The organism is Pandoraea sp. PE-S2R-1 (assembly GCF_002179865.1).
Taxonomy (GTDB): Bacteria; Pseudomonadota; Gammaproteobacteria; order Burkholderiales; family Burkholderiaceae; genus Pandoraea.
This window is the reverse complement of record NZ_NGUR01000009.1, coordinates 230,341-249,530: the sequence shown is the minus strand read 5'-3', so window position 1 is coordinate 249,530 and position 19,190 is coordinate 230,341. Positions and strand designations below refer to the sequence as shown.

The following is a 19,190-nucleotide window of genomic DNA, read 5'->3' as shown; positions in this document are numbered from 1 at the left end:
TCATGACAACCGTTCCAACGTTTCTGAACTACATCGACGGCGAATGGTGTGCGAGCCGCTCGGGCGCCACCTTCGAGAACGTCAATCCGGCCGACACGCGCGATGTGGTCGGACAGTTTCAAGCCTCGGGCGAGGCTGACGCACAAGCCGCCGTGCGCGCCGCCGCCGCCGCGTTCGCCAGTTGGAAGCGCCTCTCGACGGGAGCCCGCGCCAAGATTCTGTTGAGCGCCAGCGCCTATCTGGAACAGCACGCCGCACGCTTTGGCGAAGAGCTCACGCGCGAGGAGGGCAAGCAGAAAAGCCTCGCGACCGATGAGTTCATGCGCGCGGCCCAGACAATTCGGTATTACGCGATCGAAGCGCAGTCGTACGGCGGTGAGACGTTCCCCAACGATGACGCCGACATGACGGTCTATACGGTGCGCGAGCCGTTGGGTGTGGTGACGGTAATCTCGCCATGGAACTTCCCCGTGTCGATTCCGGCGCGAAAGATTGCCCCGGCGCTCATCTGCGGTAACACCGTGGTATTCAAACCGGCTTCTGACGCACCGTTGAGCGGACTGCGTCTGACCGAAGCCTTCGTGCAGGCCGGTATCCCCAAGGGCGTGCTGAACTTCGTCACGGGCAGTGCCAGCGCGGTGGGGCCGGTATTGGTCGGCGCGCGGGAAGTGCAAGCGATCTCGTTCACGGGATCGACCTCGGCTGGCGAACAGATCCACCGAGCGGCGTCGATGTCGACGCGTACCCAGATGGAACTCGGCGGCAAGAACCCGCTGATCGTGCTCGATGCGCAAGACATCGAGCGCGCCGTCGATCTCACGGTCAAGGGCGGTTTCTCTCTCTCCGGTCAGGCATGCACCGGCACGAGCCGTGTGCTCGTTGCGCGGCAGATTCGTGCCGCGTTTGTCGAACGCCTGGCCGCTCGAACCGCCTCGCTCAAGATCGGCAACGGACTGCAACCCGGCATCGATATCGGCCCGCTGGCCACGGCCGGGCAGTTGCGCACGGTGCTTGATTACATCGAGATCGGCAAGCGCGAAGCGACGCTGGTCTGCGGCGGTGAGCAACTCACGCATGACGCCTACGCGTACGGCTATTTCGTCACGCCGGCCATCTTCACTGACGTGCCACGCGATGCGCGGATTGCACGGGAAGAGATTTTCGGCCCGGTCATTGCGGTGATCGATGTCGACGGTTACGACGACGCCCTCGCGGTCGCCAACGATAGCGACTACGGTCTCGCGGCCTCGCTGGTGACTCAGGACGTCCGCCTGATGCATCGCTTCGCCAATGACATCGAAGCCGGCACGGTGAAGATCAATCGCACAACCACCGGCAATCTCGTCAATGCGCCGTTTGGCGGTCTCAAGCAGTCGAGCACGGCCACGTTCCGTGAATCGGGGCGCGACGGGCTTGAGTTCTATCAGCAGATCAAGACGGTCTATCGCGGCGTCTGACGCCCATTTTCTACGACATTTCTTATCAGCCATGAAGCCATTTTTCAAACTCGAACTTGCCGAAGCCCGGCACATGATTGCGGCCGCCGTTGCCCGCTCGCAGAGCATCGGTGTGCTCGAATCGATCTGCGTGGTCGACGAAGGCGGGTTCCCGCTGGCGCTGGAGCGCATGGATGGCGGGCGCATTACCGGGCCGCAGATCGCATGGAATAAAGCCTTTACGGCCGCAGGTCATAAGCGCTCGACGCACCTGTTCACCACGCCGCCCAATGGGCCTGCGCTGCCGGGCAATGAAGCGTTTGGCATCCAGTGGAGCTTCGAAGGGAAATTTGCCGCCTTCGTCGGGGGATTCCCGATCGTGGTCGACAACCAGGTCGTGGGCGGCATCGGCCTGTCGGGCGGCAATGGCGAACAGGACACACAGGCCGGGCTCGCAGGCCTCGCAGCATTGCAGGATCTGCTGCGCCAGAGTGGACGGGAAGTGCTCGTCCAGGCCGATATCAAGCTTTGAAGCAGGGGGCGCGCGTGAGCTATCGAATCACATGGATCGAAGCGCAGCAAAGCTTCGAGGCGACACGAGAGGAAACCGTGCTTGAAGCGGCGCGGCGCGCTGGCGTTGTGCTGCCGTCCGAGTGCGAGTTTGGCGGTTGCGGCACCTGCCGCGTCAATGTGCGGCAGGGGCAAGTGCATTACGACGAACATCCGCCCGCGTTGTCGCAAGAGGAAGCTGACGCCGGTGACGCACTCCTGTGTCAGGCGCATGCATGCTCCGACCTCGCGATCAGTACCGAGCGGGTGCTCGCGGCGCCCGAACCGGCACGCCGCCGGAAGGCGAGGGTGCTGCACAAGGAATCGTTGACGGACGACGTGACCCGTCTCGTGCTCACCTTCGCCGACGATACGCCGTGGGGGTTCCGCCCCGGGCAGTACCTCAACGTGTTGCCGGGCGATACCGGGCCCCGGAGTTTTTCGATCGCGTCCGCGCTTGATGCCGCCCGGGTGGACGGTGCGAATGCGGCGACGTCGCTGGAACTGCATATCCGCAAGATCGACGGAGGCCTCTTTACTCAGACGCGTCTGAGCGCACTTCGCCCCGGCGACACGCTTGACGTCGAGGCGCCGCTCGGCGGGTTCGGGTATCACGAGGACGACTACCGGCCCATCGTGATGGTCGCGACGGGCACGGGGATCGCACCGTTGCGCAGCATGCTCGCGGGCATGCTGGCCAGCGGCGATACCCCGCCGATCGATTTGTATTGGGGCGGGCGGACACCGTCAGCGCTTTATCTGCATGACGAACTGACGCAACTCGCCGAACAACACGAAGACTTCCGCTATGTACCGGTGCTGTCGCGGCCGGATAGTGCGTGGCAGGGGGCTCGCGGGTATGTGCAGGACGTCGTGCTGTCAGATCATCCCGATCTGTCGGAGCACGCGCTGTACCTGTGTGGTTCTCCGGTCATGATTGAGGATGCGCGTCGTGCGTTCATCGCCCAAGGGGCCAGCGTCCGCTATGTATATGTCGACAGTTTCACGTTCCAGCACGTGCCGGTTGACGTCGCTGCGTGAGGGCGTCGGGCAGGCAACGTTGTGTTGTATAGTCATTATATAAACGGTATACAGTATACGTAATGACGTTTGAGTCTCAGGAGGATGCATGCCAGTCGTCGTGTTTCGCCGGAACGGGCAAACGTACCGGGAAGAAGTGAAGGCCAATACCAACCTCGTCGTGCGTGCGGGCATCAAGCAGTTCCCGTTTCCGCATTTGCGCTACGAGTGCGGCATGGGCAAGTGCGCTCGCTGTGCCTGCCGGGTTTTGTCTGGTGAAGAACATTTGCCGGCGCCCAACTGGAAAGAGAAGAAGCAATTGGGCGATCGGCTCGACGCGGGTTTCCGGCTTGTCTGCCAGCTTTGGATCGAACACGACATTGAACTGGAGCAGGCCGACGACCTGCCGGCGGCGCTCTGATCGCAGCCCAGAGCAGGGTATTTGCAACGAGGAAAGCGAATGTACATCGTATTGACGAGCCGGCCGGGCGAGTATCGCAGCGAGCCGACTACGGGCATCACCCCCGTCGAAACCCATGACTATTTCTACGGCACGCGGCATGTCGCGGCGTTTGTCGTCGCGAAGCTGGACGGGCAGGCACGCGTGAAGATTGTCGAAGAAGCCTCGCCGCACGGCGAAAATCTGGTGCCGACCAAGTTCTTCGAAAAGTTTGAAAGCGTGTCTGCTGCCGTGGCCTCGCTCGAAGGGCTGGTCGGGCACGATCACGCGCAAGCCCGGCTCAGCCGCCGCGAGCCGGCGCCACCGGTCGCCGCCACTGTGCAGATCACCTTTCTCAGCAATGGCAGCAAGTGCGTCGAGGCGCCGCCGAACAGCAACCTGTTGCGTGTGTCCTTGCGCGAGAAGGGGGGCATTCCGTTCAAGTGCGGCGGCGGGCTGTGCGGCACGTGTCGTTGCCGGGTCGAGATCGGCCGCGAACATACGGATGAAGTCAAACAGAAGGAGCGCCGTCACCTCAGCCCCGAAGACCTTGAGAACGGCTACCGGATGGCGTGTCAGACCTTTATCAACGGCGACGTGAGCGTGTCATGGTGAGCGAAATGAACCGTTTGACCGAACCGTTCGGGGCATTGCCGCTTGAGCAACAACGCCAGATGCTGGATCTCGGGCCGCGTTGGAACGACGACATCATGGCGCACCGCAAGGCCGTCATCGACTGCTATTCGCCGGTGCTCGCCGTGGCGCCGAAGAGTCCTCATGTGGCGCGGGATCTCGCGTACGGGACGCATCCCCGGCAAGTACTCGATGTCTTCGCGCCGGTCGTAGGGGCGGGGGCGAGCGACGCCGAAGGCTTGCGTGACGCCGTGCTGTTCGTGCACGGCGGCGCGTTCGTGCGCGGAAACAAGAGTGTGAACGGCGAGATTTACGACAACGTCTGTCACTGGTTTGCCCGGCAAGGGTTCGTTGCCATCAATGTGGAATATCGGCTGGCCGACGATGCACCGTGGCCGGGCGGTGCACAAGATACGGCACAGGCGCTCGTCTGGGTGCGCGAACATGCGGCTGAATTGCGCATCGATCCCGCCCGTATTTTTCTCATCGGCCATTCGGCGGGCGGCACTCATGCGGCGGGTTGTTTGTTCGATCCTGCGCTGACGTCGGCGCATGGTGAGCGGGGAGCAGACGTCGCGGGGCTTGTCCTGATCAGCGCACGCTTGTTCGCCGACGTCGACCCGCGCAATCCCAATGCCAACCCGGTGCGCGCCTATTTCGGTACGGACGAGACGCGATATGTCGAACGGTCGCCGCTCACGCATGCCGCGCGCCACCTGGTGCCGACGATGATCGCCGTCGCCGAGTATGAGAACCGGTTTCTCGACGACTACGGCGCGGCATTCTTCCAGCAGCTGTTGCGCGAGCGAGGTGTCGCGCCCCGGTTCGTGCAACTGCGCGGTCATAACCATACGTCGATCGTGGCCCACTTCAACTCGGGCGAAGACTGGCTGGGACGCGAGATTCTGGCATTCATGGCAGCGGTGCCGCGCCGCGACTGAGCCCACCGGCACACCCCGTATCGTGTACAGTCTACAAAATGCCGTGCGCTGCTAAAATGCTGCGCAATATCGTCGTAACGACAGGTTTGTGGAGATTGGAATTATGGTGCGGGGAGCCACAGGGGCAAACGGACGCGAGCCGATCATGCATCAGCAATTGTCGGATTTGGTGATCAGCCGTTTGCGCGCGTCGATTACGTCGGGAGAGTACAAGCCGGGGGACCGGCTGGTCGAAGGCCGCATTGCCGAAGAGCTCGATGTCTCGCGCGTCCCGGTGAGAGAGGCGTTGCGTGCATTGGCGGTCGAGGGGCTGGTCGAGGTGCGGCCGCGCCACGGCGCGGTGGTCGCCTCGTTCGACCCGGCCTCGGCGCGCGAGCTGGTGCAGATTCGCGCCACGCTTGAAGGGCTCAACGCCCGTCTGGCAGCGGAGCGTTGCACACCGGAGTTGGTCAAGAAAATCGAGAAAGTCTTGCAGGAAGGCAACGCCAAAGTCGCCGCAGGAGAGACCGCCAGTCTGTTGGAGCTCAATGCCCGCTTTCACGATCTGCTGTACACCGCAGGCGCCAACTCGATGCTCGCCGACCTGATGCGCTCGATGCGCGATCGCTCGCGCATGCTTTTCGTGAATGCCAACGACGAAGAAGTGCGCATCACGTGGGAAGAGCACGCGGCGATCCTTCGGGCGGTCCAGTCCGGTGACGCGGCATTTGCGGCGCTGCTCGCCGAGCGGCACGTCACGCGGGCGGCGCAGTACTATCTCGATCATATGGCGCGTTGATCGTCGATATCCGAAAAATAGAATTAAAAGATATTTTCGGTAATTTAAATTATCTCTTTGCCTTTGAATGGCGGAAACACTTGCCATTCAAAACAACGGCAACCTAGAATCGGCAATGCCTTCAAGGCGCCAATGGCTTTCTATTAATTAGAGGTGTTAATTAATAAGCCATGCCGGGCGCGTCTTTCATCTTGGTCTTCATCTCGCCACGGATCCGTGGCGCATTGCACGAACATCGCCACGTGTACGGTCATGCGTGGGTTTGTTTTGCGAGATACCAGGTATCAGGGAGACACCGTCATGCTCGTACGCGTGTGCAGTCTGTCCACGGCGTGGCCGTTCAAGCCGTCCGTAATCGCGCTGGCAAGCCTCCTGTGTGTGAGCCTCGCCGCAGGGAGCGCCAAAGCGCAGACACTGCCTGCGACTGCGCTAAGCGTCGGCAACGGCAAGACCCTGACGTACACCGACGGCAGCATGAACGTATCGACTGCCGTGCGCATTTCGGCGTCTGGGGGCAATCAGGCGTCTCTGACCTTCGCACCGGCAAGCGCCATGTCGGTCACCAGCCCGACGAATACGGCCATTCAGGTCAGTGCTTCGGGAGCCGGGTCGGTGGCGAGCTTCGTCATCAATTCGTCCAGCGGATACGGTGTCGCCATTGCCGGCGTCGGTAACTTCTCCTATGGCGTTGTCGTCAGTGGAACCGCGGGCGGACAAGCGAGCGCGGATCTTGGTTCGGGTACAACGATCACCACGGGAGGCGGACAGAGCGGTGCAGGGCTTTGGGCGACCACTGGCGGCACGATCACCGGCAATGCGGTCACGATCAACGCGTCCGGACCGTTTGCACAGGGCGCCGGTGCGGTCGGCGGCGGTGCCATATCGCTGACCAATTCAGCTATCACGACCACTGGTATTAGCGGCTACGGATTATTGAACCGGGCGAGTCACGGGGCCTATGAAGGCACGGCGGCCCTGTCGTATCGCAACGGCACGATCACTACCAGCGGTGCCTCTGCGCATGGCGTGGATGCCGAGGGCAATGGCGGCACCGTGCTGCATAACACGACAATCGTCACGAGTGGCATCGGAGCGTATGGGATTCGTCTGGTCGACTCCGACTCCGGCAGTGTGTCGACAGGCAGTCCTGAAGTCACCATCACGTCGGACGCGGGCGCCACGCCATCGACGGTCACGACCTCGGGCGCCAACGCGCATGCGGCGATGCTCGTCAATCTCTTTGCGGGCGATACGGCCCGCCTGAGCGCGTCGGGAACAACGTTCCATGCACAGGGCGCCGGTGCTTACGGCATGTATCTCACGGGCGTGCCGGGATCTGACGAAATCGTGTCGTTGGCCGGTTCGGTGGTTCGCAGCGACCAGTCGGATGCCATTCACGTGACCGGACCCACTGGCACGATTTCGCTGACAGCGGGGTCATCTCTGATCGCGGGGCCCGGCGCTGCGGCGCTCAATGTGAACGCGGACGGCACGTCTGCGGGCAACGTGGTGTTTTCATCCGACGCATCGACGCTGACAGGAACGATCCTCGTCGACGCGGCGAGTACAGCGCAAGTGGCGTTGCGCAACGGCACGGTCTGGAACGTGACCGGCAACTCGAACATGACCACGCTGGAGAATACGGCGAGCACGATCAACGTGTTGCCGACGGCGGCGCAGGCTAGTGCTCCGACATCGGCGTCGTCGTACACAAGCATCAGCACGTCGGGCAACTACACCGGCAACAACGGCACGCTGGCACTCAACACGTATCTCAACGCCGGGGGCGCGCTATCCAACCAGTTCACCGACCGTCTGTTGATCGGGGGCAACGCCACGGGTACGACGCTTGTCGACGTCCGCCCGGTCGATGCGAGCCCTGGGCCCGTCGCGACGTATCAGGCTCATTTGACTCGAGGTTTGCTGGGCGCGCCGACGGTGCATCTGTTCTCCGCGACCGATGGCATCTCGCTCATTCAGGTGGCGGGTACGTCCACACAGAATGCGTTTGTGCTGAAGAACGGCTATGTGGCGGCGGAGAACCTGCCGTTCCAGTACCACCTGTACGCTTACGGACCGGGCTCAGAGTACGGCGCGGCTAGCCCCGGGCAATCGCTAGTCGGTGCGACGGGGACGTTCTGGGATTACCGGCTTCAGGGCGCGTTCGTCGACCCGGGTGGCGAGGTCGATCCGATCGATCCGGGCGTACCGGAGCCGCTTCCACCCAATGCTCGCCCCGAAGTCGTGCCACAGGTGGCGGCCTACTTGAGCGCACCAGTAGCGCTGTTGTATGCCGGGCTGGTGGATATCGATACGCTGCATCGCCGGCTGGGCGAAATTCGCGACGACCGCGATCTCGGGCGAGACAGTGGCGACGGGGAAGCTTTCGTCCGTGTCTATGGCGGGCACTTCAACTACCGCAGTAACCGCACGTTCCAGCAGTACGGCTATAACGCGGACGGCGACTACAGCGCGGTGCAGTTCGGCGGCAATCTGTTCAAGCGCCGCAACGAGGACGGGCTCTGGCGTTTCGGGCTGGCGGGTGCCATCGGTTGGCTGCATTTCGAACCCGATGCGGTTGACGGGTACAGCAGCGCATCAGGCAACACCTATCGGGTATCGGGCTACGCGACGTACCAGAGCACGCAGGGATGGTATGTCGACAATGTCCTGTCGTTCGGCTGGTTCGATGGCCGGGTGAGTACGAATGCCTATGCCACTGCCTCGAACCTGAAGGGGCGCGATGTCGCGTTGTCGGTGGAAGCTGGGTATCCGGTCGGTATCGGTGCCGGGTTGCAGCTTGAACCGCAGGTGCAACTGGTCGGCCAGCATGTCGGGTTCAACAATCAGGTCGATGCCGACGATCTCGCTGTCAATATCGGCAGCCAGAATCAACTGCTCGGGCGCATCGGCATGCGGCTGACGCGCGCCTTTGATGTGGGCAAGGGGAGGGTGACGCCATATTTCGCCGTCGACTATCTGCACGCGTTTACCGACGGGACGCATGTCACGGTCGGTGGCGTCGATTTCACCAGCGGCAAGCTGGGTGACGCCTTGCGTTTATCTATCGGCGCCAACGCCACCATGTCCGAGACGATGTCGCTCTATGGCCGAGCTTCATGGTCCAAAGACATCGGCAATGCGGGCGTGCGCGGCTGGCTGCTCAACGTCGGCGCGCGGTTTCTGTTCTGAGCGAGACGGCGAATTTGATCAGGCATGCCAATGCGCTGGTGGCTTATCAACGAGCACAAGCCGCGTCGTGAGTTGATCCAGTAATATCAGCGCTTACCGATCAATACACGACGCAGGGAATGGCATGAACCGAGATAATCAGTGGCGGCGCGTTGCCGATCGATTCGGGTTTCCGGTCGATGACGAGATCAAGGTCGGCGGGAAATACACGCCGGTGCTCATCGATGGGGATATGGCGTATGTCGCCGGACAGATCCCGAGAATCGGCGAAACGGTGCATTTCGTTGGTTGCGCGGGTGACAGCCTATCGCTGGAAGATGCCCGGCAGGCGGCCGGGGTTTCTGCGCTGCGGGCACTTTCATTGATCCACCGTGCGTGCGGCAGTCTCGATGCCATCGTCTCGGTGCCCCGCATCAGCGTCTTTGTGCGAAGCGCACCAAACTTCACGTTGCAAAGCGAAGTGGCCGATGGTGCTTCGGATGTCCTTTTTGAAGTCCTCGGAGAATCGGGTGTGCACACGCGCACGTCGGTCGGCGTTCTTCAATTGCCCAAGGGCGCTGTCGCCGAAGTCGACTTCATCTTCAGAATTCGCCCGTCGAGCAAGTAAGCACGACCTGTCGGATGCCATAAGCAAATCCATATCGGCACATAGCCAAGTGCGATCAGCACCGCACGCCGTCGCGCCCACAATGCAAGCAAGACGCGCATAGACGGGGGACGACAATGGATTCGGTGTATCTGGTGGTGATCCTTGGCACGATCGTGGCGGGCTTCATTCAAGGCTTGTCGGGCTTTGCCTTCGGGCTCGCTGCAATGTCCTTCTGGGCTTGGGTGCTCGATCCCCGGCTCGCCGCCACGTTGGCCGTCTTTGGTGCACTGTCCGGACAGATTCTGGCCGCCGTCACGATGCGGCGCGGCGTTGACGTCAAGCGACTGTTGCCATTTGTGCTGGGCGGTTTGCTGGGGATTCCGCTCGGCGTTGCGTTGCTGCCGCGACTCGATATGGACTGGTTCAAGGCCATCCTCGGGACGCTGCTCGTGATCTGGTGTCCGACGATGCTGCTGGCGAGAAACCTGCCGCGAATCTCGTCGGGCGGCCGCGCAGCAGATGCGCTGGTGGGGATGGCGGGCGGGGTGCTTGGCGGCGTCGGCGGGTTTGCCGGCACGTTGCCGACATTGTGGTGCACGTTGCGTGGCGTCGACAAAGACGTGCAGCGCGCGGTGATTCAAAACTTCAACTTGTCGATGCTGCTGGTCACGATGGGCACCTATCTGGCCACCGGCATCGTCACGCGCGACATGCTGCCGTTCTTCGGCATTGTCGCGCTCGCTATGCCCATCCCCACGCTGCTCGGCGCAAAACTCTATATCGGCATCAGCGAAGCCCGTTTTCGTCAGGTGGTGCTGGGTCTCTTGACGGCGTCGGGCGTGACGTTGCTGGCGTCGTCACTGCCGACGTTGCTGGCGCGGGCGCTATAGCGATCCTAAAGCACAAACTATTGGTAATTAATGCCAGAAATCGGACATAGGACCCAAAATTTTGGGTTTTATCGAGACCGGTCTACAGACCCGGTTTGTGCCATCTACCTCACAGCAGCGCTCCCCGCCAGATCACCCGCCCAACGATGTCGAGACTCTCGAGTGGTGCCTGTATCGGTGCGTATTGCGCGTTGTCCGACGTGAGCGACACGACACCGCCCAACTGCCGCTGAAGCCGTTTGATGAGCAAATCACTGCCGTCGCGCAGCACATAGACTTCGCCATCGGCGACGTTCGCCACCTGACGGTCTACGACCAGCGTGTCGCCCGCGCGAAAGGTCGGCGACATGGCATTGCCTTCCACGCGCATGGTGGCCAGATGCACGGGATCGTACCCGTGACGTGCCAGCCATTCCTGACAGAACGCCAGTTGAACCAGTTTTTCCGGTGAGGACTCCGGCACAGGGCAATCCGGCTCGCCGCCGCGATAGAGCGGCAACAGCGTCAGATGGTTTTCCGGCCAGACGTCTCGTACCGCGCCCTCCATCGGGCCACGCCCGGTCATTAGCCATTCCAGCGTCACGCTGCCTGCTTGCGAGAGTGCAATGAGCACGCGTCTCGAAGGCTCGGCACCGTTCAGGTACTTCTGAAACCCACTCGCTGAAATGCCCGCCTGACGCACCAGTGCGCTCGCATTCCCGGCGCGTGCCACCAACAAACGCAGGCGCCCGATGAAATCGTCGTCGGTCTCGTGCGCCGACGCCACGGCCGCGGTTTCATCGATCTCCGCTTTCTGCACTTTCTCCGCTTTCGTCATGTGCCTCTCCCGTCGCAGTGCAGCGCTGGTATCCCGCTGCGACGATAACCATAGTGAAAAATATCATTAAGAACGTTCGCTATCAGGCAATAGAATCACCCCATAGCGAATTTCGCGTTGCATGATGATAGCGCAATGCGGATGTTTCAACACACTCGGTTGATGAAGGAGAGCACCCATGGCCGCATTGCGTATCGGCGTCCATCCCAACAATTTGCACCTGCAACTGGCCGCGCTGACGTGGCCGCTACGCTGGCCTGAAACGCTCCTCACGGCGGACGGATCGCCTGCCGTGCAGTTCGTTGCCTACAGGGAAGGGCGCGACACGGGCCGGTTGATTGCGGACAACGTTATCGACGTCGGCGGTACCGGATCGACGCCCCCTGTGCTAGCCCAGCACGACGGTGTGCCGCTCGTCTACGTCGCGGCGTCCGCGCCGAGAGGCACCAACGGGGCCCTCGTCGTACGGGCGGAAGACGGCCCCGATGATGTACCCGGCCTCGCTGGCCGTCGCGTCGCACTGCTCGACGGGTCCTTTCACACATCGTTTCTTGCCGCCGTCCTTGAGCGCGAAGGCCTGTCGTTGCGTGACGTCGAACGTGTGGAGCTGGCACCTGCCGATGCCTACCGCGCACTTAGCGATGGTCAGGTCGACGCGTGGATCGCCATGGCGCCCTGGCTTGAGCGCGTGCGCAGCGAGGCGTCGCAATGGCGTGTGCTGACGGATATCGGCCCCTACTTGCGCAACCGCTCCGTGTTCTGGGCACGCCGTGAGGCATTTCATCAGCACACGGCGGCGCTCGACGCGGTGTTTTCCGCCCTGACGGCATTGGGCCGCGACGTCGCTAACGATCCCGCTCCCTATGCCGAGCGCCTGGCAGCGGCGGGTATTTCAGGTGCTGACGCCACGTCATGGCACGCCGCACTTGCCGCGCGCGATTGGCAATTGCTGCCCTGCGATGCAGCGTTCTACGCCGAACAGCAAGGCGAAGCGGATCTGCTGCATCGACATGGCGACTTGTCGCACACCATCGATATCCGGCAGTCCGCCTCTGCGGCACCGCTGAATTTTTCAAGCGCTACCCACGCGCGCTGATTCTCCCAACACTTGGCTTCACGAGTCTTGCAATGAATGTCTACTGGTACCTCACAGCCCCCGACGGACACGCGCCGTGGACGACCGATGGCGCACGTACGATCAATTACCGTTACCTCCAGCAACTGGCGCGCGGCTATGACCACCTCGGCTTTACCGGCGCATTGTTTGCCACGGGGGCTCACGACGTCTGGGTGCTCGGCAGTTCACTGCTTCCCTACACGGAGGACATGAACTTTCTGCTGGCGATTCACCCCGGGCTCATCCAGCCGACGTTGCTCGCCAAAATGGCGGCGACGTTTCAGGAATTCTCAAAAGGGCGGTTGCTGCTCAATGTCGTCTCGGGTGACGCCAAAATGCTGGGCGCCTACGGCATGAAGATTCCGCATGACGAGCGCTATCTGATGGCCGACGAGTACCTGACGATTTTCAAGCGCCTGTTCGCGGGCGAAACGGTGACGTACGAAGGCAAATACTTCAGCGTCGACGGCGCAAAGCTGGCGTTGCCCGCGGGCAAGTCGATCCCGATCCCGCCGCTGTGGTTCGGCGGTTCGTCCGAACCGGCCATCGAAGTCGCGGCCAAGCATGTTGATACCTATTTGTCATGGGGAGAAACACCGGACGAGATCGAACAGCGCGTGAAACACGTCAACGCACGTGCGGCGCATTATGGCCGGCGCTTGTCGCACGGTGTTCGGCTGTACGTGATCCTGCGAGACACCGATGACGCCGCGTGGGCCGAGGCTGATCGCTTGCTCAGTTTGATGGATGACGACGCCATTGCCGCGAATCAGCGATTTGTCGGCGGCAGCGACTCCGTCGGGCAGCGGCGCATGAGTGCGCTGCATCAGGGCAAACGTCCCGCGCGCGCCCGCGATCTCGAAATCGCGCCCAATCTCTGGTCGGGCCTCGGCCTGGTGCGCCCGGGTCCGGGTACCGCCATCGTCGGTTCGCCCGCGACCGTCATCAAGACGCTCAACGATTACGCCTCCCGGGGCATCGAGACATTCATCCTGTCCGGCATGCCGCTGCTCGAAGAGTCGTACCGCTTCGCCGAACAAGTGCTGCCGCATCTGCCTGTGCGACGCCGTGAAGTCGCCGAGAAGACATTCACGTGGTCGACGTTGTTCGATCGCGATCCCTCCACGCTCGCCACCGCCCCCGTGCCGCCACAGGCCTGAGCATTACCGCGTTCATTTCCATCGGAATCCACCATGAATTTCACTTTCAACGTGCGCCGGGCTTTCCGGCGCACGGGAGGGCGTCTTGCCTTCGCGGCCACCCTCATCGCATCGGCGCTTGCCGTCGCGGCGCTGCCGGTCAGTGCGCAAACCCGTGCCGACAGCATCACGTTACGCATCGCTTATCTCAAAGGCACCTCCGATCTGACGCTGGCGAAAGCCAAGGGCTCGCTCGATAAGGCATTGGCCGGGCAGGGCGTCAGAGTCGTCTGGGCCGGGCCATTCCCTGCGGCGGCACCGGCGTTCGAAGCGCTCAACGCCAATGCCGTCGATCTGACGAGCGGCAGCTCCACCTCGTTCGTGACAGCGATTGCTGCCGGCGTGCCGATGGCAATCTTCGGCTACCAACCCATGACGGCGCGCAACGAAGCCATCGTGGTGCCGCGCGATTCGGCCATTCGTTCGCTGGCCGATCTGGCGGGCAAACAGGTCGCGGTCAACAAGGGCGGCACCGGCGAATATCTGCTCGTGCGCGCACTGGTCAAGAACGGCATTGCGCCGGAGACGGTCAAGCGCCGCTATCTGTCGCCGAGCGATACCGGCAGCGCCTTCGTCGGTGGTGGCGTGGACGCATGGGCGACCTGGGACCCGTTCCTCTCCATTGCGCAGAACAACTACAACGCCCGCGTGCTGGCGGACGGTGCGGCCATCGGTTCGGACAACGCCGTGGGGTACTTCGTCCGGCAGGACTACCTCAAGGCCCACCCCGAAGTGGTGAAGACGGTATTGGGCGTGCTGCGTGCAGAGAACGTGTGGACCGCCGCGCATCCGCGTGAGGCCGGACGCATCTGGGCGACGGAACTGAATCTCCCGGCGTCGCTTGCCGACAAACTCGGCGAGAACAACGTGTCGCCGCTGCGGGCCGTGCTCCCTGACGACGCCACACGCATCGAGAAGGTCGCCCACTGGTACGTGGACAACCGGATCATTCCTGCCTTGCCCGACGTACGCGCCCATGTCGCGACGGTGGCTGACTGAGTTGAACTGACCTCCTCGGACTGACTTCGTCGGACTAACTTCGACGCCTTCGCAATAGCACAAGCCGGCACTGATCGGCTCACTCAACATGACTACGCAAAACTACACGCTCGCATCCTCGCAGGCGGGGCTGGTCTCGCCCGTTCAAAACAAACGCCCGGTATCTGCGGCAATCGCCACACTCGCTCTCGCGACCGGGTTGGCGCTGCCAAGCGCTGCGCATGCCCAATCAAGCGTGACGCTCTACGGTCTGCTCGATCTCTCGCTCGACTGGTCGCACTCGGGAAACCAAAGCACGTATCGCATGCTCTCCGGTGCGCAAACCGGGTCTCGCTTCGGTTTGAAGGGGTCTGAGGACATTGGCGGCGGCAACCGCATCAACTTCACGCTCGAGAATGGCTTCAACCTGAACAACGGCACCGCCAGCGATTCCACGTCGATCTTCAACCGGCAGGCGTGGGTCGGCGCATCCGGTCGCTGGGGCGAGGTCCGCTTCGGACGTCAAAACTCGCCGTTGTACGTGCCGCTGGAAGGAAAATTCGACGCCACTGGCGCGTCAACGATCGCGTCCGGCCTGAACAGCTTCGCGACGTTGTCGGTGCGTGCAAGTAATGCCATCTACTACGGCACGCCCGATATTGCGGGCTTTTCGGCGCAGGCGATGCTCGGTTTGCGTGACAGCACGACGACACCGCGCAGCGGCATCAACAACTATCACCTCACGGCGTCTTACACACGCGGTCCGGTAGACCTGGGCGTCGGCTATCAATCGGTGGACAGCGCCACGAATGCGAGCACGCTCAAAGCCTTCTTTGGCGGCGGCTCGTATGACTTCGGCACGGTGCGGCTGTACGCGGGCTTTCACCACGCCCAGCAAAGCGATGGCTCGGTGGACAAGAACGTCTATACGGTTTCCGGTGCGTACCGCTTCAACCCGGCGTCGACACTGGCGCTTGTGTACAGCCACCTCGATGACCGCACGCCCGCCGCGCGCAACGCCGATCACGTGGGCCTGATGTATGCCTATTGGCTGTCCAAGCGCACGTGGCTATATGCGAGCGGGGCAGTGCTGCTCAACAAGGGCACGTCGGCCTATGCGCTGGCCGGGTCGACCACGCCCGGCGTGGCCGTCGCCTACCCGGGTGCCGATGCGCAAGGCGTGCAGATCGGCGTCCAGCATCGGTTCTGAGATCGGGGGGCAATCCCCTTACAGTAACGGGCCCCATGCCTTGTCGGATGGGGCCCGTTGTCTTTACGGCTGATGGTGTTCAGGCGATCTTAGTTTGGCTTAGAAGCCGAAATCAGATCCACCCGCGCCGCCGGCGCCGGGTAGCGCCGGTGCGCTTGCCTTCGGCGATTCGACGATAGTCGCGTCGGTGGTGAGCAGCAAGCCGGCGACAGAAGCCGCGTTCTGCAACGCCGTGCGTGTGACCTTGGTCGGATCGAGCACCCCCAGTTCGACCAGATCGCCGTATTCGCCAATCGCGGCGTTGTAGCCGAAATTGCCGCTGCCTTGTGCCACCTTCGCGACGACGACGCTCGGCTCATCGCCCGCGTTGGCCACGATCTGACGCAACGGTTCTTCCAGCGCACGCAGCACGATCTTGATGCCGGCGTCCTGATCGGCGTTGTCGCCGCGCACTTCGCGCACCTTGTCGCGCACACGGATCAACGCCACGCCACCGCCCGGCACAATGCCTTCTTCCACCGCCGCCCGGGTGGCATGCAGGGCGTCGTCGACGCGATCCTTCTTTTCCTTGACCTCGATTTCAGTGGCGCCGCCGACTTTGATAACGGCCACGCCGCCCGCCAGTTTGGCCACGCGCTCCTGCAACTTCTCGCGATCGTAGTCGGACGTGGCTTCTTCGATCTGCACGCGAATCTGTTTGACGCGTGCCTGAATGTTGACGGCCTCACCGGCGCCGTCGATGACGGTCGTGTTTTCCTTGCCGACTTCGATACGTTTGGCTTGTCCCAGCTCGGCGAGCGTTGCCTTTTCCAGCGACAGCCCGGTTTCTTCGGCGATCACCTGACCGCCAGTGAGAATGGCAATGTCTTCGAGCAACGCGCGACGGCGGTCACCGAAGCCCGGCGCCTTGACGGCAACCGTCTTGAGAATGCCGCGAATGTTGTTCACGACCAGCGTGGCGAGCGCTTCGCCTTCCACGTCTTCCGCGATGATGAGCAGCGGACGGCCCGCCTTGGCGACTTGCTCCAGCAACGGCAGCAGATCGCGGATATTGCTGATCTTCCTGTCGTGCAGCAGCACGAACGGCGATTCCAGCGCCGCAATCTGTTTGTCGGGATCGTTGACGAAGTAGGGCGACAGATAACCGCGATCAAACTGGAGCCCTTCGACCACGTCCAGTTCGTCAGCGAGCGTCTTGCCGTCTTCGACCGTGATCACGCCTTCCTTGCCCACCCGATCGATGGCCTCGGCGATGCGCTGACCGATCGATTCTTCGCCATTGGCGGAGATAGTCGCGACCTGCGCGATTTCTTTGCTGGTGGTCGTGGGCTTGCTGATGGCGCGCAAGGCGTCGACCGCCACGCCGACCGCACGGTCGATGCCGCGCTTCAGATCCAGCGGGTTGAGCCCGGCGGCCACGTACTTCTGGCCTTCACGCACGATGGCCTGTGCCAGTACGGTCGCCGTCGTGGTGCCGTCGCCCGCGAGATCGCTGGTCTTCGAGGCGACTTCCTTGACGAGCTGTGCGCCAATGTTCTGAAGCTTGTCGGCGAGCTCGATGTCCTTCGCGACGGATACGCCGTCCTTGGTGACGACCGGTGCGCCGAAACTGCGTTCGAGCACGACATTGCGGCCTTTCGGACCGAGGGTGACCTTCACGGCGTCGGCGAGGATGTTCACACCCTCAACGAGCTTCGCGCGTGCGGCGTCGCGCAATACGATGTCTTTGGCTGCCATGGGTTGCGCCTTTTTGAATAGAGAAATGAATGGGGATTAGTGCGCGGCGACGACAGCGATGATGTCTTCTTCGCGCAGGACGAGCAGTTCGTTGCCGTCGACCTTGACGACCTGACCGCCGTACTTGCCGAACAGCACACGGTCGCCGATCTTGACGTCGAGTTCGATATGACGGCCATCCTTGTCGCGGCGGCCGGGTCCCACGGCGAGCACTTCGCCTTGATCCGGTTTCTCTGCGGCGCTATCGGGCAACACGATGCCCGAACTTGTCTTGGTCTCTTGATCGAGACGCTTGACGATGACGCGATCCTGTAAGGGACGAAGGCTCATGACGTTTCCTTTTGCTTCTGCTTGATGGTGGAGAGAGATAAGAAATCGGTAGCGATTGGCACTCTTGATCGTCGAGTGCCAGACTGGTTTGCAGTATAAAAATGACATCGGGCTGCAATCCAATAATCGATTCTCGGATCGATATCTCTAAGCGGCATTAGCCGGTCAAAAGCAGGTCAAAAGCAGGTCAAAAGCGAGGCATCTCCCTTCACCTCACGACTCAGGTCGTTCGCAACGCTGCGCTCAGCGTCTGAAGCGTGCGTCTGGCCTGCGCATCGGTGAGCCCGGTGTGCAGCACCACGTCTCGCACGGGTAACGGGGGGAGGCCAAGACGCTGCCCCACGTCGACGGTCCCGACCGGGGCAACACGGTGGGCGAGTGCCGCGACGGCCAGCCCGGCGGTCACGGCGGCCCCAATCGTGCCGACACCGCCCCCCACAAAGACTTCGTGCCACGCGACGCCAGCAGCATCCAGTGCGCTCACGGCCATCGCGCGCACGCTGCACGGCTTGGCTTGCGTCGCGAGCGGCAGCCCGCCGTTGGCACTCGGTTCGAAGTCCGTCGCCGCCATCCAGCCGAACGATTGCGCCATGATGCGCTCGCCGTCGAGACGCCGCGTGTCGTGGCGCAGCACAATGCACGCGTCGATCTCGGTCGCGTCGTAGCATTCGAGCAATTCGCGCGACGGTGCAATGCGAAGCTCGACAATCACGCCGGGGTCCGCGTCGTGCATGCGTCGTATCAACAAGGGGAGATTGGCGCCGACCAGATGGTGGCTGATGCCGATAGTCAACCGCCGGGTCTGAACGCTGAATGCCTGTAGCGCCGTTTCATGGGCACTGACGAGCGCGCGGGCAGGCGCCAGAAAGGCGAGTCCGCTTGCCGACAGCCGGACCTGACGCGGCGTGCGATCTAGCAGCCGGTGTCCGAGTGTCGCCTCCAGCCGCTTGATCTTGACGCTGACCGCCGACTGGGTGGAGTTCAGCACTTCGGCCGCCCGGGTGAAGCTCTTGAGTTCGACCGTCAGCACAAAGGCCCGCACGGCATCGATATCTAACGCATTCATGATCAGTCATTCGAATTTGTCATCATTGAAATATCCTGCCATGTGCTGTTCGAATGGTCGAGCGCTAATTACGATGGCTCCATCAAAGGAGCTACGTCATGCCTCAATTTCAAATCGACTCGCCGCAAGAGCCCAGGCGCGGACATTCGCCGGATCAGTCCCCGGTATCGGCAAACGCGTTTGTGATGGCGCATGTTGTCAGTGTGGCGGGCGTCGCACTCGCCGTCGCCTTGCTGACGGCCGCCGTAGCGACGGTGTGGCGGTAGCCG

Annotated in this window: 19 protein-coding genes; 15 read left to right on the top strand and 4 right to left on the bottom strand. The window is 62.3% G+C overall.

The features are described 5' to 3' along the window. Positions 1–2 precede the first annotated feature (2 nt). From CDV44_RS08200 to CDV44_RS08150, 10 genes are all read left to right on the top strand, one after another. On the top strand, positions 3–1,457 hold the full coding sequence (locus CDV44_RS08200) for an aldehyde dehydrogenase family protein (RefSeq protein ID WP_087687584.1): 1,455 nt from the start codon (positions 3–5) through the stop codon (positions 1,455–1,457). A gap of 31 nt (positions 1,458–1,488) precedes the next feature. Next, positions 1,489–1,968 (top strand): heme-binding protein, encoded by a 480-nt coding sequence (locus CDV44_RS08195; RefSeq protein WP_087687583.1) that lies wholly within the window; start codon positions 1,489–1,491, stop codon positions 1,966–1,968. Positions 1,969–1,982: 14 nt separating this feature from the next. Beyond that, positions 1,983–3,026, top strand: a complete 1,044-nt coding sequence (locus tag CDV44_RS08190; protein ID WP_087687965.1) for a 2Fe-2S iron-sulfur cluster-binding protein — start codon at positions 1,983–1,985, stop codon at positions 3,024–3,026. 88 nt (positions 3,027–3,114) lie between these two features. Next, positions 3,115–3,426: a 2Fe-2S iron-sulfur cluster-binding protein gene (locus tag CDV44_RS08185; protein WP_058378641.1), complete on the top strand. Its 312-nt coding sequence runs from the start codon at positions 3,115–3,117 to the stop codon at positions 3,424–3,426. A gap of 357 nt (positions 3,427–3,783) precedes the next feature. Then, positions 3,784–4,059, top strand: coding sequence for a 2Fe-2S iron-sulfur cluster-binding protein (locus CDV44_RS08175; protein WP_087687964.1), 276 nt, complete (start codon positions 3,784–3,786; stop codon positions 4,057–4,059). Between the two features lie 5 nt (positions 4,060–4,064). Continuing rightward, a complete protein-coding gene (locus tag CDV44_RS08170; RefSeq protein ID WP_249277457.1) occupies positions 4,065–5,018 on the top strand; it encodes an alpha/beta hydrolase in 954 nt (317 codons plus the stop codon). A 103-nt stretch (positions 5,019–5,121) separates the two neighbouring features. Further along, the gene (locus CDV44_RS08165; protein WP_058378642.1) at positions 5,122–5,796 is read left to right on the top strand and encodes a GntR family transcriptional regulator; all 675 of its coding nucleotides are present in this window, start codon (positions 5,122–5,124) and stop codon (positions 5,794–5,796) included. A gap of 300 nt (positions 5,797–6,096) precedes the next feature. Next, entirely contained in the window at positions 6,097–8,988 is a 2,892-nt protein-coding gene (locus CDV44_RS08160; protein WP_170935905.1) for an autotransporter outer membrane beta-barrel domain-containing protein, read from the top strand. 124 nt (positions 8,989–9,112) lie between these two features. Continuing rightward, positions 9,113–9,595, top strand: coding sequence for a RidA family protein (locus CDV44_RS08155; RefSeq protein ID WP_087687580.1), 483 nt, complete (start codon positions 9,113–9,115; stop codon positions 9,593–9,595). 116 nt (positions 9,596–9,711) lie between these two features. Next, positions 9,712–10,467, top strand: coding sequence for a sulfite exporter TauE/SafE family protein (locus tag CDV44_RS08150; protein ID WP_087687579.1), 756 nt, complete (start codon positions 9,712–9,714; stop codon positions 10,465–10,467). Positions 10,468–10,576: 109 nt separating this feature from the next. Here CDV44_RS08150 and CDV44_RS08145 read toward each other — a convergent pair whose 3' ends face one another. Further along, positions 10,577–11,284, bottom strand: a complete 708-nt coding sequence (locus CDV44_RS08145) for a LexA family transcriptional regulator (RefSeq protein WP_087687578.1) — start codon at positions 11,282–11,284, stop codon at positions 10,577–10,579. A 178-nt stretch (positions 11,285–11,462) separates the two neighbouring features. Here CDV44_RS08145 and CDV44_RS08140 point away from each other — a divergent pair, with 178 nt between their 5' ends. The 4 genes from CDV44_RS08140 to CDV44_RS08125 all read left to right on the top strand — a co-directional run bounded on the left by CDV44_RS08140 (position 11,463) and on the right by CDV44_RS08125 (position 15,788). Beyond that, entirely contained in the window at positions 11,463–12,380 is a 918-nt protein-coding gene (locus CDV44_RS08140; protein WP_087687577.1) for an ABC transporter substrate-binding protein, read from the top strand. 32 nt (positions 12,381–12,412) lie between these two features. Beyond that, positions 12,413–13,561 (top strand): LLM class flavin-dependent oxidoreductase, encoded by a 1,149-nt coding sequence (locus CDV44_RS08135; RefSeq protein WP_087687576.1) that lies wholly within the window; start codon positions 12,413–12,415, stop codon positions 13,559–13,561. Positions 13,562–13,594: 33 nt separating this feature from the next. Beyond that, entirely contained in the window at positions 13,595–14,599 is a 1,005-nt protein-coding gene (locus CDV44_RS08130; RefSeq protein ID WP_087687575.1) for an aliphatic sulfonate ABC transporter substrate-binding protein, read from the top strand. A gap of 88 nt (positions 14,600–14,687) precedes the next feature. Next, a complete protein-coding gene (locus CDV44_RS08125; RefSeq protein ID WP_087687574.1) occupies positions 14,688–15,788 on the top strand; it encodes a porin in 1,101 nt (366 codons plus the stop codon). A 99-nt stretch (positions 15,789–15,887) separates the two neighbouring features. Here the strand turns inward: CDV44_RS08125 and groL are convergent, their stop codons facing one another. The 3 genes from groL to CDV44_RS08110 form a co-directional block, all read right to left on the bottom strand. After that, positions 15,888–17,525 carry a chaperonin GroEL gene (gene groL / locus CDV44_RS08120; protein ID WP_087687573.1) on the bottom strand — a complete coding sequence of 546 codons (1,638 nt, stop codon included), beginning with the start codon at positions 17,523–17,525 and terminating at the stop codon, positions 15,888–15,890. A 36-nt stretch (positions 17,526–17,561) separates the two neighbouring features. After that, on the bottom strand, positions 17,562–17,855 hold the full coding sequence (locus CDV44_RS08115; RefSeq protein WP_087687572.1) for a co-chaperone GroES: 294 nt from the start codon (positions 17,853–17,855) through the stop codon (positions 17,562–17,564). A gap of 220 nt (positions 17,856–18,075) precedes the next feature. Further along, a complete protein-coding gene (locus tag CDV44_RS08110; RefSeq protein WP_087687571.1) occupies positions 18,076–18,921 on the bottom strand; it encodes a LysR family transcriptional regulator in 846 nt (281 codons plus the stop codon). A gap of 98 nt (positions 18,922–19,019) precedes the next feature. Between CDV44_RS08110 and CDV44_RS27990 the strand changes: the two genes are divergently transcribed. Further along, positions 19,020–19,187: a hypothetical protein gene (locus tag CDV44_RS27990; protein ID WP_170935904.1), complete on the top strand. Its 168-nt coding sequence runs from the start codon at positions 19,020–19,022 to the stop codon at positions 19,185–19,187. Positions 19,188–19,190 lie beyond the last annotated feature (3 nt).

Coding starts and splice junctions, on each gene's coding strand:
- CDV44_RS08150 (WP_087687579.1), top strand. CDS start 9,712: ATGGATTCGGTGTATCTGGTGGTGATCCTTGGCACGATCGTGGCGGGC.
- CDV44_RS08115 (WP_087687572.1), bottom strand. CDS start 17,855: ATGAGCCTTCGTCCCTTACAGGATCGCGTCATCGTCAAGCGTCTCGAT.
- CDV44_RS08145 (WP_087687578.1), bottom strand. CDS start 11,284: ATGACGAAAGCGGAGAAAGTGCAGAAAGCGGAGATCGATGAAACCGCG.
- CDV44_RS08130 (WP_087687575.1), top strand. CDS start 13,595: ATGAATTTCACTTTCAACGTGCGCCGGGCTTTCCGGCGCACGGGAGGG.
- CDV44_RS08200 (WP_087687584.1), top strand. CDS start 3: ATGACAACCGTTCCAACGTTTCTGAACTACATCGACGGCGAATGGTGT.
- CDV44_RS08135 (WP_087687576.1), top strand. CDS start 12,413: ATGAATGTCTACTGGTACCTCACAGCCCCCGACGGACACGCGCCGTGG.
- CDV44_RS08125 (WP_087687574.1), top strand. CDS start 14,688: ATGACTACGCAAAACTACACGCTCGCATCCTCGCAGGCGGGGCTGGTC.
- CDV44_RS27990 (WP_170935904.1), top strand. CDS start 19,020: ATGCCTCAATTTCAAATCGACTCGCCGCAAGAGCCCAGGCGCGGACAT.
- CDV44_RS08165 (WP_058378642.1), top strand. CDS start 5,122: ATGGTGCGGGGAGCCACAGGGGCAAACGGACGCGAGCCGATCATGCAT.
- CDV44_RS08155 (WP_087687580.1), top strand. CDS start 9,113: ATGAACCGAGATAATCAGTGGCGGCGCGTTGCCGATCGATTCGGGTTT.
- CDV44_RS08195 (WP_087687583.1), top strand. CDS start 1,489: ATGAAGCCATTTTTCAAACTCGAACTTGCCGAAGCCCGGCACATGATT.
- groL (WP_087687573.1), bottom strand. CDS start 17,525: ATGGCAGCCAAAGACATCGTATTGCGCGACGCCGCACGCGCGAAGCTC.
- CDV44_RS08140 (WP_087687577.1), top strand. CDS start 11,463: ATGGCCGCATTGCGTATCGGCGTCCATCCCAACAATTTGCACCTGCAA.
- CDV44_RS08160 (WP_170935905.1), top strand. CDS start 6,097: ATGCTCGTACGCGTGTGCAGTCTGTCCACGGCGTGGCCGTTCAAGCCG.
- CDV44_RS08185 (WP_058378641.1), top strand. CDS start 3,115: ATGCCAGTCGTCGTGTTTCGCCGGAACGGGCAAACGTACCGGGAAGAA.
- CDV44_RS08170 (WP_249277457.1), top strand. CDS start 4,065: ATGAACCGTTTGACCGAACCGTTCGGGGCATTGCCGCTTGAGCAACAA.
- CDV44_RS08110 (WP_087687571.1), bottom strand. CDS start 18,921: ATGAATGCGTTAGATATCGATGCCGTGCGGGCCTTTGTGCTGACGGTC.